The sequence below is a fragment of the Bradyrhizobium sp. USDA 4369 genome (assembly GCF_054056435.1).
In genome coordinates, this window is sequence record NZ_JBSRYH010000001.1 from 5,058,762 (window position 1) to 5,071,150 (window position 12,389).

Annotated in this window: 14 protein-coding genes; 7 read left to right on the forward strand and 7 right to left on the reverse strand. The window is 66.5% G+C overall.

The genetic code is table 11. The features are described from left to right. Positions 1 to 20: 20 nt before the first annotated feature. Together mhpA and ACVIJ6_RS22870 are read right to left on the reverse strand one after the other, a co-directional pair. On the reverse strand, positions 21 to 1,565 hold the full coding sequence (gene mhpA, locus ACVIJ6_RS22865; protein ID WP_456774547.1) for a bifunctional 3-(3-hydroxy-phenyl)propionate/3-hydroxycinnamic acid hydroxylase MhpA: 1,545 nt from the start codon (positions 1,563 to 1,565) through the stop codon (positions 21 to 23). 30 nt (positions 1,566 to 1,595) lie between these two features. Further along, the gene (locus ACVIJ6_RS22870) at positions 1,596 to 2,489 is read right to left on the reverse strand and encodes a VOC family protein (protein WP_456774548.1); all 894 of its coding nucleotides are present in this window, start codon (positions 2,487 to 2,489) and stop codon (positions 1,596 to 1,598) included. 175 nt (positions 2,490 to 2,664) lie between these two features. Here ACVIJ6_RS22870 and ACVIJ6_RS22875 point away from each other — a divergent pair, with 175 nt between their 5' ends. Continuing rightward, a complete protein-coding gene (locus ACVIJ6_RS22875) occupies positions 2,665 to 3,390 on the forward strand; it encodes a GntR family transcriptional regulator (RefSeq protein WP_456774549.1) in 726 nt (241 codons plus the stop codon). 4 nt (positions 3,391 to 3,394) lie between these two features. Here ACVIJ6_RS22875 and ACVIJ6_RS22880 read toward each other — a convergent pair whose 3' ends face one another. The 4 genes from ACVIJ6_RS22880 to ACVIJ6_RS22895 all read right to left on the reverse strand — a co-directional run bounded on the left by ACVIJ6_RS22880 (position 3,395) and on the right by ACVIJ6_RS22895 (position 7,184). Continuing rightward, positions 3,395 to 4,051 (reverse strand): TetR/AcrR family transcriptional regulator, encoded by a 657-nt coding sequence (locus ACVIJ6_RS22880; protein WP_456774550.1) that lies wholly within the window; start codon positions 4,049 to 4,051, stop codon positions 3,395 to 3,397. Between the two features lie 190 nt (positions 4,052 to 4,241). Continuing rightward, positions 4,242 to 5,429: an MFS transporter gene (locus tag ACVIJ6_RS22885; RefSeq protein ID WP_456774551.1), complete on the reverse strand. Its 1,188-nt coding sequence runs from the start codon at positions 5,427 to 5,429 to the stop codon at positions 4,242 to 4,244. A gap of 24 nt (positions 5,430 to 5,453) precedes the next feature. Next, complete coding sequence (locus ACVIJ6_RS22890) at positions 5,454 to 6,818, reverse strand: NAD(P)-binding domain-containing protein (RefSeq protein ID WP_456774552.1); 1,365 nt, start codon at positions 6,816 to 6,818, stop codon at positions 5,454 to 5,456. A gap of 48 nt (positions 6,819 to 6,866) precedes the next feature. Further along, positions 6,867 to 7,184: an ArsR/SmtB family transcription factor gene (locus tag ACVIJ6_RS22895; RefSeq protein WP_456774553.1), complete on the reverse strand. Its 318-nt coding sequence runs from the start codon at positions 7,182 to 7,184 to the stop codon at positions 6,867 to 6,869. A gap of 124 nt (positions 7,185 to 7,308) precedes the next feature. Between ACVIJ6_RS22895 and ACVIJ6_RS22900 the strand changes: the two genes are divergently transcribed. From ACVIJ6_RS22900 to arsB, 3 genes are read left to right on the forward strand one after another with little or no spacing between them, the layout of a single operon-like run. After that, the gene (locus ACVIJ6_RS22900; RefSeq protein WP_456774554.1) at positions 7,309 to 7,671 is read left to right on the forward strand and encodes an ArsR/SmtB family transcription factor; all 363 of its coding nucleotides are present in this window, start codon (positions 7,309 to 7,311) and stop codon (positions 7,669 to 7,671) included. Next, the gene (locus ACVIJ6_RS22905) at positions 7,664 to 8,191 is read left to right on the forward strand and encodes an arsenate reductase ArsC (protein ID WP_456774555.1); all 528 of its coding nucleotides are present in this window, start codon (positions 7,664 to 7,666) and stop codon (positions 8,189 to 8,191) included. The genes ACVIJ6_RS22900 and ACVIJ6_RS22905 overlap by 8 nt, the downstream gene beginning before the upstream one ends. 4 nt (positions 8,192 to 8,195) lie before the next feature. After that, the gene (gene arsB / locus ACVIJ6_RS22910; RefSeq protein ID WP_456774556.1) at positions 8,196 to 9,224 is read left to right on the forward strand and encodes an ACR3 family arsenite efflux transporter; all 1,029 of its coding nucleotides are present in this window, start codon (positions 8,196 to 8,198) and stop codon (positions 9,222 to 9,224) included. A gap of 136 nt (positions 9,225 to 9,360) precedes the next feature. Here arsB and ACVIJ6_RS22915 read toward each other — a convergent pair whose 3' ends face one another. After that, on the reverse strand, positions 9,361 to 9,603 hold the full coding sequence (locus tag ACVIJ6_RS22915; protein ID WP_456774557.1) for a hypothetical protein: 243 nt from the start codon (positions 9,601 to 9,603) through the stop codon (positions 9,361 to 9,363). Between the two features lie 353 nt (positions 9,604 to 9,956). Here ACVIJ6_RS22915 and ACVIJ6_RS22920 point away from each other — a divergent pair, with 353 nt between their 5' ends. Genes ACVIJ6_RS22920 through ACVIJ6_RS22930 form a run of 3 tightly spaced genes read left to right on the forward strand, consistent with a single transcriptional unit; the run spans position 9,957 to position 12,343 of the window. Then, entirely contained in the window at positions 9,957 to 10,262 is a 306-nt protein-coding gene (locus tag ACVIJ6_RS22920) for a PepSY domain-containing protein (protein WP_012045493.1), read from the forward strand. Beyond that, complete coding sequence (locus ACVIJ6_RS22925) at positions 10,263 to 10,928, forward strand: response regulator transcription factor (protein ID WP_456774558.1); 666 nt, start codon at positions 10,263 to 10,265, stop codon at positions 10,926 to 10,928. Beyond that, positions 10,925 to 12,343, forward strand: a complete 1,419-nt coding sequence (locus ACVIJ6_RS22930) for a sensor histidine kinase (protein ID WP_456774559.1) — start codon at positions 10,925 to 10,927, stop codon at positions 12,341 to 12,343. Before ACVIJ6_RS22925 ends, ACVIJ6_RS22930 begins: the two co-directional genes overlap by 4 nt. Positions 12,344 to 12,389 lie beyond the last annotated feature (46 nt).

Genomic DNA, 12,389 nt, shown 5'->3' on the forward strand with positions numbered 1-12,389 from the left:
GTTTGATGTTCTTGTTGTGATTAGTTCAGTCGTTCCGTCAGCTCGCTCAGCAGTGCCGCGAGCTCCGGCGTGTCCTTGGCGACGCCGTAAACATAATGGTCGGGCCGCACCAGCGCGGCGCTGCAGCCGTGGCGCTCGAACCAGCGTGCGACCACGCCGCTCTCTTCGGACAGGCCGCTGCCGCCGATACTGATCGCATGGATGCCGGCGGCGCGGGTCGCAGCATCGCTCGCGCGGAGCTCGCTGCGTCCGTCGAGGATCAGCCGCCATCCGGCGCCGGCCAACTGATCGAGCAGGGCCCGTTCCCCTTCGCGCAGAATCCAGGGCTGTGGAAACAGCGTGCCGTTGGCCGCGTTCGGCCTGGTTGTCAGCAGGCCGGTGGTCAATGGCGGCACGATCTCCTGACGGGTGATCGTGCGCGGCACGCCGCCGCCCTCGGCGAGGATGCGCGCATCGCGGGCCGCGGCGGCGTCCGGATCCTGCTCGCAGATCACGCGGCCGATCGCCTTGATGCGGGTGGTGAGCTCGCGCACATGGGTGCTGCGCTCGGCTTCATAGCTGTCGAGCAGCGCTTCGCCCGACTGTCCGCGCAGCACGCGGCTGAGCTTCCAGCTGAGGTTGGCCGCGTCGCGCAGCCCCTGACACATGCCCTGGCCGATAAAGGGCGGCTGCTGATGCGCGGCGTCGCCCGCGAGCAGCACGCGGCCCTGGCGCCAGCGGCTTGCGACCAGCGCATGGAAGCGGTAACTCGCCGCGCGCCAGAGTTGGCCATCTTGCGGCGCGAGCCAGGGCGAAAGCAGCTGCCAGACGTGCTCCGGCTGCTCCATCGCATGGCGGTCTTCGCCCGGCCGCAACATGATCTCGAAGCGCCGATGGTTGCCGGGGCCGATAATGTAGGTGGTCGGACGCGCCGGATTGCAGAACTGGGCCGCGGTTGCCGGCAGCTTGCGCTCTCCGCTGTCGTTGACCCTGAGGTCGATGACCAGCCAGGGCTCGTCGAAGTCGAGATCGTCGAAGCTGATGCCGAGCTTCTGGCGCACGGTGCTGGAAGCGCCGTCGCAGGCGATGACGTAGTCGGCCGTGACCTCGCGCGTGACGCCGTTCTCACGCGTCAACACGACAGTGGCGGCGTTCGCGTCCTGGCGGATGTCGACCAGGGTCGCGCCGAGCTCCACCGTCACGGACGGAAAGCCGGCGACACGCTCGCGCATCACCTGCTCGACCGGCGGCTGCGTGAACACCATGCTCGGCGTGTAGCCGAGCGGGTAGGGCTCACCGACCATGTCGATGCGCCGGATCAACTGGCCCTGGGCACCGAAATGCTCCGACGCCGGAAACGGCGCGACGTAGCGGCTGACCTGCTCGGCGATGCCGAGATTGTCGAACAGCCGCATGATCTCATGATCGAGCGCGATCGCGCGCGGCTTGTCGTAGATCTCGCGGGCGCGATCGATCGCGAGCGTCGTGATGCCGTCGCGGCCGAGCAGGCTCGCCGCGATGGCGCCGGTCGGACCGAAGCCGATGATGACGACCTGATAATGCTCTGCGTCTGACGTGGAAGACATGATTGTCGGCGCTCTCGGCTGGAAAAAGGATCAGGCGGCGAAGCCGACCGCGAGCTGCGCGGCCTTGACGTGCTCGGCCTTGGGCGGCGCGATGCCCCATTGATCGGTGCGGCCGGGCGGCCAGACCCAATGCTCGGGCCCGCGCACGACATAGTCGTCGTCGACCTGCAGCACCTCGGCGGTGTATTCGATGACGGTGCCGACTGGGTCGATGAAATAGGCAAACACATTGTCGCCCGGGCCATGGCGGCCGACGCCCCAGGCGATCGGATAGCCGGCATCGATCATGCGGCCCGATCCGCGCATCACGCCCTCCCAGGTCGGCATCAGGAAGGCGACGTGGTTGAGCCCGCTGACCTTGGCCGCGGCGATCACGACAGCGTGGTGGTCGGAATTGCAGCGGACGAATGCCATCGCCGCCGAGCGGTCGGTCAGTTTGAAGCCGAGCGCCCGCGCGTAGAATGCGGCGGTGCGATCGACATCGGTGCTGTTGAGATTGACGTGGGCCAGCCGCTCGGGGAGCTCAGGCCGTGACGGCCTGGCATCGTGCCTGATATCGCCATGGACAAAGCGCAGCAGGCCGCCCTCGGGGCTGCGGAGCGTCATAATCGTCCCGCCGTCGGGCGCCATATTCGCCGCCGGCGCGGCGATCAGCGTCGCGCCTTGTTCAATGGCATTGCGAGAGATCGCCTCGAAGTCATCGGCGTCGGCAACGCGGAAGGTCACCGCTCTCAGCTCGGTGCGCGCGCTCCGATGCAGCACGACGACGTGATGATCGCGTCCCGTTGCGCGTAGATAGACGACGCCATCTGCCGTCCCGACGCGCTCCAGCCCCCAGACCTCCCGATAGAACGCTTCCGAGCGTGCGAGATCGGGCGTGCCGAGATCGACGCTGCGCAGAGCCGTGACCGGAAACCGGGTCATGAGCGTGTCCTCCCGCGCAATCACCTCAGGCGACGCGCCATGTTTCTTATGCCGTGGGCCAGCGAGCCGGCTGGAGCGTTTTATTACATAAAAAATCTGAATCAACAAGAATTTATAAATTTTACGTTCTCGGATCGGGCTCTATATATGTTGCGCGATTCAGAGGAGATCGAACGTGGACGCAGCGGTAGCTGTCGAGGGGCAGGTCCCGGCGACCCAGGCAAGCCATGTCTATGACCGGCTGCGCGAGGACCTGCTGTCCGGGCGGCTCGCACCGTCGCGCAAGCTGCAGATGCGTTTCCTGACCGAGACCTATCAGACCGGGCAGACACCGCTGCGCGAGGCGCTCAACCGGCTGACAGCTGACGGCTTGGTCGAGGTGCGCGAGCAGCGCGGCTTCTACGTCAAGGACATCAGCCGCGCCGAGCTCGCGGAGCTGACCAAGACGCGCTGCTGGGTCGAGGCACTGGCGTTGCGCGAGTCGATGGCGGCGGCGACGCCGCAATGGGAGGAGCAGCTGGTGCTGGCGCAGCATCGCCTCAGCCGGGCGCCGCGCTCGCTCAATGCCACCGCGTTCGAGGACAATCCGGAGTGGGAGCGGCTGCACCGCATCTATCACCGCGTCCTGATTTCGAACTGCGGTTCGCAATCCCTGATCGGCTTCTGCGGCCAGCTCGCCGACCAGCTCTACCGCTACCGGCGGCTGTCGATCCGCAAGGCGTTTCCGTCACGCGCGGTCGGCGATGAGCACGCTTCGATCGTCGAGGCTGTGCTGAACGGGGATATCGAGCGCGCGGTGCAGCTGTTGACGGCGCACTACCAACGTACCGCGGATGTCATCCTTCAGGATGAGACCATCTTTCCGGAGCTGCGCGACCGCGGCGCTGGGGAAGGTAAGTAGTTACTCACGTTGCTGCGGTCAGGAAGAAGTCGACGCGCTTTTCCACATACGCCTGCGCTTCCTTTTTCAGCATCTGCATGTCTTCACCGAGCAGGGCGCGAAACAGCATCGAGAAGATCACGAGGTCGATGAAGATCTTTGCGGTCTCCTCGATCCGCTCCGCCGCGAAGGCGCCCTTGCCGTACAGCCCCTCCGCCCGGGCCAATTCGCCGATGACATGGCCGACATTGCGCGTCGCGCTCTCGCGCGCCGAGTCCTGGACTTCCAGTGTCAGGTCGGGAAAGCGCGGACTCTCGGCAATGGCCGTGCGCATCAGGCCGATCGTCTCGTCCGCAAAGGCGCGTTCGATCAGCGTGACAGCGATGTTGACGAGCCGCGCGCGGAAGGTGCGGCCCTGCGGCACCAGATTTTCATATTGCGTGTTGTTCGCGGCCTGACGGCCGATCACCGCCGCGAACAGCGCCGCCTTGCTGGGAAAGCGCGCATAGATCGTGGGCTTGCCGGCGCGCGCGGTCTGCGCGATGACGTCGACGCTCGCCCCTTCGAAGCCATGGGCCAGGAACACCGTCTTGGCGGCATCGAGAATGCGCTCCTCGACCTCGCCAGCCCGTTCGAGCGGCGGCCGCCCGACCTTGCCACGCGCCGTCTTGGGAGCTGCCATCCGATCTGCCATCGCTTTCTATCGAGCTCGTTGAGATTTCAGCCCTCTTTGGCACACCAGCCGGGATTGATCAATCAAGGGCGCTGCTGCGGCGCGGGCTTTGGCCAGTATCGCCTTGCATCGCCCTTCCTGGGCGTCCTCGCCCGCCAGACCGCTGAATACGACTGGGGACCCCTGCATCCGCCAACGTTCAAGCCGCCTTGTCAGGCGCAGGGCTCGGCATCGGTGTGTCTGCGCGCTCTGCCGAGAGCAGCATCAGGGCGGCCAGCGCCGACAGACTGAGGCTCGCTGAGACGAGCAGCACAATTCGGCCGAGCGCGTCGATCAGCAGGCCGAACACCAGCGGCGCAAAGGCCTGGCAGATCCGCGATGGTGCACCGATCAGGCCGAGCCGGTAGGCGTAGTTGGCCGGGCCGAAGATCGCGAGCGGCAGCGTGCCGCGGGCGATGGTCAGGATGCCGTTGCCGGAGCCGTGCAGCAGCGCGAACGCCGCCGCCGCCCCGCCGCCGAACAGCGCGATGGTCAGGGCGCCGATCGGATGGGTGATGCAGGCCAGCCGCGCCGAGGTGAGCGGATGAAAGCGGCTGAGAAAGCCGGCCTCGACCACGCGCGCGGCGACCTGTGCCGGCCCGATCATCATGCCCGCAAACAAAGCCTGCGCCGGCGTCGCGCCGAACGCCTGCATCAGCCGCGGCAGATGTACGGCCATCGCCGCCGTCATCGTCCAGGCCGCGGCCATCGCGAAGGCGATCAGGACCATCGGGCGGTCGAGCGGGATCTTCGGCTTGGTGGTCTGCTCCTCGCCCGCCGCCATCTGCGTCGCGCGCGGCAGCGAGAGATTGAGCGGCAGGCCGATGACGAGATGCGCGATGGCCCAGGCAAAGCAGGTCTCGCGCCAGCCGATCGTCGCCAGCCCCCAGGTGCTCAGCGGCCAGCCGACCGTCGAGGCGAAGCCGGCGATCAGGGTGATGCCGGTGATCGCGCCGCGGGCGTCCTTGCCATAGATGCGCCCAAGCGTGCCGAACGCGGCGTCATAGAGGCCGAGGCCCATGCCGACGCCGAGCCACAGCCACGCCACCGCCATCACCCAGAGCGAATGCGACAGGCCGAGCAGCGTGAGCCCGATCGCGAGCACGATGTTGGAGGCACACAGCACCTGCCGGCCACCGACGCGATCGATCTGGCGGCCGATCCGCGGGCCTAACAGGCCGGAGATGATCAGCGAGGCGGAGAATGCGGCGAAGAACCAGTTGTTGGACAGGCCGAGATCGCGGGCGATCGGATCGGCCAGGATCGCCGGCAGATAATAGCTCGATCCCCAGGCCAGGGTCTGGGCGGTGCCGAGAGCGATGACCACGCCCAGCCGTCGTGCCTGCATTGTCAGATCTTTCGCCAGTTTGCGTTACGAGCAGCCGCAGCCTGCGCGCCCCGCCGCCTTGGCCCTGGCGTCGTCTGCGCAACAACTGTCTACGCGCGACGGAGCAGGGCCGCCACAGCAGTCGGACAAGGCAGCAATGCTCTCCAGTCCGCTGCGGGTGCAGACACCGGTCTCGGGCAGTTGCAGTTCGACGCGTGCCGCCGCCGTCTTGTCGCCGGCGATATCGGCGGTGATCGAGCGGACCTGCTCATAGCCGGTCATCATCAGGAATGTCGGCGCCCGGCCATAGCTCTTCATTCCGGCGAGGTAGAGATCGGGCTCGTCGGCTTGCGCGAGCTCGCGCGCGCCGTGCGGCCGCACGGTGCCGCAGGAATGCTCGTTCGGATCGATCAGCGGAGCCAGCGCCACCGGAGCCTCGATGGCCGGATCGAGCCGGACGCGCAACTCCGACAGCAGCGACAGGTCGGGGCGGAAGCCGGTGGCCACGATCAACTCGTCCGTACCGATGCTTTGGCCGCTGCTCGCGACGACCTGCAACTGGCCGTCCTGCTCGGCGATCTGCGTCACATGAAATCCGGCCTCGAGCCGGATACGTCCTGAACGCACCAGCGCCGCGAACGCCATGCCCAGCTCGCCGCGTGCGGCGAGCTGGTCGGCACTGCCGCCGCCAAAAGCGCGCGTCGGATCGTCGCTGCGCAGCAGCCAGATCGCCTGCGTTCCCGGCGCCTCCTCGGCGAGGGTGGCGAGCTCCATCAGCGTGCCGATCGCCGAATGGCCGCTGCCGAGCACCGCGACGGTCCTGCCGGCATAGCGTCCGCGCTGCGCATTCAACACGTCGGGCATCGCATAGGCGATGTGGTCGCGCTGCTCGATCTCGCCGCGCGCGGGCAGGCCATTGCCGCCGGCCGGATTGGGCGAGAACCAAGTCCCGGACACGTCGATCACGGCATCGGCCTGCATGGCCGCCTCGCCGTTGCCGTTACGATAGCGGACATCGAACGGCGCCGCCGCGCGTCCTTTCGACTTGGCCTTGTCGAAGCCGATGCGGCTGATCGCGGTGACGCGATGAGAGGTATGAACGACCTCGCGCAGCGCAGTGCGGGTCGCCAGTGGCGCAAGATACGCCTCGATCAGCTCGCGCCCGGTCGGATAGACCTCCGGAGCGGGCGGAGTCCATCCGGTCGCGGCGAGCAGCCGCGCCGCCGCCGTATCGATGTTGTATTTCCACGGCGAGAACAGCTGCACATGCTGCCATTGCCGGACCGCGTGGGCCGCCTCCGGACCCGCTTCGAGCACCACAGGTAACAGGCCGCGCGCGAGCGCATGCGCCGCAGCCGCGAGCCCGACCGGGCCGGCGCCGATGATCGCGATCGTCTTCGCCTCCGTCATGGCTTGTCCTTTCGTATTTCTAGAATTATCGAATAATGAGGCAAATGATCACGCCGCCGGTCTGGCCGAGCCACAGGCGCTTTCGTCCACGCAGCATTCCGAGACCAGAAATCCGACCAGTGAGCGCATCATGTCGTACTCGGCATGGCAGACCAGGGTGGTGCCCTCGCGCAGTTGCGAAATCAGCCCGACTGCTACCAGCGTCTTGACGTGATGCGACAGGGTGGACGCGGGGATCTTCAGCCGCTCCTGCAATCGACCGACCGGCATGCCGGCATGACCGGCGCGCACCAGTGCCCGGTAGATCTTCAGGCGCGTGGTGTTGCCGAGGGCTTCCAGGCGGGCGGCGGCATCGTCGAGCTTCATGATCCCAAGCTTGCCGCACGCGGCCGGCGGGAGTCAACGGTATTTCTAGAATATTCGAAATAGAGGTGAGAGTGCCGGGCCGGGAGGTTTGACCTTCGGCCATTATATCGATAGTTCTGGATATATGGAAAATGAACAAGCCGTTCTTGCCCTGGCCGCGCTGGCGCAGCCGACGCGGCTGCAGGCTTTCCGCGTGCTGGTGCATAACGAGCCGCAGGGGTTGCCGGCGGGCGAGCTCGCACGCCTGCTCGAGGTGCCGCAGAACACGCTGTCGGCGCATCTGGCGGTGCTCGCCCGTGCCGGGCTCGTCCGTTCACAGCGGCACAGCCGCTCGATTGTGTACCGCGCCGATCTCACCGAGCTCCAAGCCGTCACATTGTTCCTCCTGCAGGATTGTTGCGGCGGCCGGCCGGAAATCTGCGCTCCCGTGATCGAAAGCCTCACCCCATGCTGTCCGCCCAAACGCAAGGACAAGAGCCATGCCTGATCCCATCTACAATGTGCTGTTTCTCTGCACCGGAAATTCGGCGCGCTCGATTCTGGCGGAATCGATCCTACGCAAGCAGGGTGCCGGCCGCTTTCGCGCGTTTTCGGCTGGCAGCACGCCGAAGGGCGCGGTGCATCCGCTGGCGCTCGAACTGCTCGCGCGGATGGATTATCCGACCGATGACCTCCGCTCCAAAAGCTGGAGCGAGTTCGCCGTGCCCGGCGCGCCGGTGATGGATTTCGTCTTCACCGTCTGCGACGCCGCGGCCGGCGAGGCCTGCCCGATCTGGCCGGGGCAACCGATGACGGCGCATTGGGGCATCGAGGATCCGGCGGCGGCCGAAAGTACGGAGCTGGAGCGGCTCGCCGCGTTCACCACCGCCTTCCGCTATCTGAACAACCGCATCGGCGCCTTCATCCATCTGCCGCTCGATCGCATCGACAGGCTCGCGCTGGGGACGCGGCTGCGCGAGATCGGGACGAGCGAAGGGGCTAGATCCTCGCGCTCCGACGTCGCGTGATCCGATGACCCTGTTCGAGCGCTATCTGACGATCTGGGTCCTGCTCTGCATCGTTGCGGGCATCGGCTTCGGCCATCTGATGCCGGACGTCTTCGCTGCGGTGGCGGCGGCGGAAATCGCCCGGGTCAACATGCCGGTGGCGGCCCTGATCTGGCTGATGATCATCCCGATGCTTCTGAAGATCGATTTTGCCGCGCTCGGCGGCGTCAAGGCGCATTGGCGCGGCATCGGCGTCACCTTGCTGGTGAACTGGGCCATCAAGCCGTTTTCGATGGCGCTGCTCGGCAGCATCTTTATCGGCCATGTCTTCGCGCCGATGTTGCCGCCCGGGCAATTGTCGTCCTACATCGCCGGTCTCATCCTGCTGGCCGCCGCGCCATGCACGGCCATGGTGTTCGTCTGGTCGAACCTCTGCGAGGGCGAGCCGCATTACACGCTGAGCCAGGTCGCGCTGAACGACGTCATCATGGTGTTTCTGTTCGCGCCACTGGTCGGCCTGCTGCTCGGCGTCGCCTCGATCACGGTGCCCTGGACCACGCTATTGCTGTCGGTGCTGCTCTACATCGTGGTGCCGGTCATCGTCGCTCAGCTTTGGCGAGCGGCCTTGCTGCGGACGAAACACGGCGCGTTAGAGCGCACCTTGCAGGTTTTGCAGCCGGTCTCGCTGGTCGCGTTGTTGGCGACGCTGGTGCTGCTGTTCGGCTTCCAGGGCCAGCAGATTCTCAGGCAACCCGTGGTCATCGCGATCCTGGCCGTGCCGATCCTGATTCAGGTCTATCTCAATGCGGGCATTGCCTATTGGTTGAGCCGTCGCCTCGGGGTTGCCTGGTGCGTCGCCGCGCCGGCCGCCTTGATCGGCGCCAGCAATTTCTTCGAGCTGGCGGTCGCGGCTGCGATCAGCCTGTTCGGGCTCGATTCTGGTGCCGCTCTGGCGACGGTCGTCGGGGTTCTGGTCGAGGTCCCCGTGATGCTGTCGGTCGTGCGCATCGTCAAGGCGAGCCGAGGCTGGTACGAAGCGGGGCAGGCGGCGTAGCGACCTCTCACCTGGCGCATGATCCGGAAAAGCGGACATCGGTGTTCCGAGACGATCATGCTCTAACAAAAATATGATCAGATGCGCTTCTTTGGAAACGCATCATCATCGAACCCGAGCGACCCAGCGGGCCGCCTCAGCGGCGCGGCTCATCCTCGTCATCATCGTCGCCTTCGTGATCTCGCTTGCTGGGCTCGTAGCGCAGGTCGGGGTCCTCCAGGTTGGTGTGCAGCGCCGCCAATTGCAAGTAGGCCGGTCCAGCTGGATCGATGCGGGCCACGGGCACGAGATTGGGGGAGCCATCTGCTGCAGCCAAGGTAAAGGCCAGCATGCCGCCAAGTCCCGCCACCAGCGCGGCGAGTGTCAAAATATCCCGCACGACTACCCTCCTCATGACCAGGGCAGGCATCGATACAGCCGTCGATATCTGCGCCGGTAGGATTGTGTCGCACCGACCCTTACCGTAGCCTGTCGCGCGGCGTCAGCGAATTGTAAGCTTCCCTGGGGCAGGATGCCGCTGTGGACGACATTTCGCCGCCTGCATTGGTTGAGCTCAATTCCGACATCGGAAAATCAAACTAATATCCGTACCAGCTCCCTAGCATTTGCAAATGCGCCGCGATCCGAGTTCGGCAACCGGGAGCGGTGCAGGCCATGACCGTTTCGATAACTTCGATAACCAAGGCGCTACGTCCCAGGAAGTCCATGCATTTGCCTCAAATTGGACAGTTCATGCGCATCATGATGCTGGCGATGTTGATCTCGACGGCGGCATCGGCGGCGACGGTCGCGCGCGAGGACGATCGCGAGCGTCGCGACGCGATGCGTCGCGCGGTCGAATCCGGCGATGCCATGCCGCTGTCGCAGATTCTCCCCAAGCTGCGCAGCCGGATTGCCGGGGATGTGACCGGCGTCGACGTCGAGCGCCAGCGAGGTCGCTGGCGCTATGAGTTTCGCATCATCGGCCGGGATGGCCGCGTGCGCGATGTCTATGTCGATGCGCGCAGCGGCGAGATCGAGCGGATCGAGGAAAAGTAGATGCGTGTGCTGCTGGTCGAGGATGATCCGCGGCTGTCGTCCGACCTGTCGCGGACGCTGCAGGCGGCAGGCTACCTGGTCGAGACATCCGATAATGGCGAGCAGGCCTGGTTTCTCGGCGATACCGAGGATTACGGTGCCGTGGTGCTCGATCTGGGCCTGCCGGGCATGGACGGCCTCTCCGTCCTGAAGCGCTGGCGCACGGCCGGTCGGCACATGCCGGTGCTGATCCTGACGGCGCGTGCAAGCTGGGCCGAGCGGGTCGACGGCATCGATGCCGGCGCCGACGATTATCTGCCGAAGCCGTTTCGCAACGAGGAGCTGCTCGCGCGGCTGCGGGCGATCGTGCGGCGCTCCGCCGGCCATGCCGCTCCGGTGCTCTCGTCCGGCGATCTCACCCTCGACGAGCGCCAGATGAAGGTCAGCTTGGCCGGCGTGCCGGTTCCGCTATCTCAGCTGGAATATCGTCTGATAGCCTACCTACTGCGGCAGAGCGGCCGGGTCGTGCCGCAGCATGAGCTGGAGGAGAATGTCTATGGCCTCGGCCATGACCACGACTCCAACGCGCTGGAGGTGCTGATCCGGCGCGTGCGCAAGAAGCTCGGCGCCGAGATCATCGAGACCCGGCGAGGCTTCGGCTACATGATCCCGGAGACGGCTGAATGAGGTGGGGCTCGCTGCGGCTGCGGCTGGTGGCGGCGGGCACCATCGCCCTTCTGGTCGCGCTCGGCGTCGCCGGCTTCGGCATGGTCGTGCTGTTCAAGCGCCACGTCGCGCGGACGCTCGCCGCCGACCTCGACATCCACTTGCGGCAGCTGTTGAACGGTCTCGAGCTCGATGCGGAGGGACGGATCATGGTGTCCCGCCCGCCGGCGGATCCACGTTTCACGGTGCCGCTGTCGGGGCTGTACTGGCAGATCTCGGACGATCGCGGCCAGCTGCTGCGCTCGCGCTCGTTATGGGACGCGATCCTGCCGCTGCCGATCGACGAGCCGGGGCCGACCGACGTGCACCAGCATGAACTGGCCGGCCCGGACGGCGCGCGCGTGCTGGTTGCCGAGCGCGGCATCCTGATGAATCCGGAGCGCCAGAGCCGGGTGCGGGCGGCCGTGGCCTACGATCTCGATGGCGCCACCAGCGCGGTGCGCACCTTCGCCAAGGATCTCTCGATTGCGCTCGCCGTCCTCGCGTTCATCCTGGCCGTGGGCACCTCGGTTCAGGTCAGTCTCGGTCTGCGTCCGCTCGCGGTGCTGCGCCGGGGCGTTGCCGAGATCCGCAGCGGCAAACGCCGGCATCTTCCGGTCGAGGTGCCGACCGAGGTCGCGCCGCTGGTCGAGGAGGTCAACGCGCTGCTCGACGCCCAGCAGCGCGAGATCACGCGGTCGCGCAGCCGCGCCGCCGATCTTGCGCATGGCTTCAAGACACCGCTTGCGGCGCTGGCGGCGGACGCCGCCCGACTGAGGGAGCTCGGTCAGCTGGAACTCGCGCGCAATGTCGAGGATGTTGCCGACGCGATGAGCCGGCAGGTCGATCGTGAACTGGCGCTGGCGCGGCTGCGCGGCAAGGTGCGCGGCGGGCCGGAGGCTGCGACGGAGCTGGCGCCGCTTGTCGACGCTCTGCTGGGCACGCTCGGCCGCACGCCGGCCGCCGCTCATGTCAGCTTCGACGGTGCGGTGCCCCCCGGCATGCGTCTGGCGATAGATCGCACCGATCTCGCCGAGGTGCTCGGCAATCTGCTGGAGAACGCCGCGCGACATGCGGTGAGCACGGTTCGCATTCTCGCCAGTGTGAGCCCGCTGTTCGTGTCCGTCGAGGACGACGGACCAGGAATTCCGGATGCGCAGATCGGCCGCGTGCTCGAGCGCGGCGGCAGGCTCGACGAGCAGGGGCCCGGGAGCGGATTAGGGCTCGCGATCGTGCAGGACGTCTTGGAAGCCTATGGCTGGCGGTTGCAGATCGGCCGCTCCGAACTTGGCGGAGCCAAGATCACCATCGCGCCGGCGCTGACGTCAGCGGCTGCGGGCCGGCCCGCGCCGAGCCGGGAGCGGAAGGAGGTGCGGTCCATCCTGACAGCAGGCTGACATCTCGCGTCAGCGCCGCGACGCCCGCGCTCCTTTATCCCTCGGA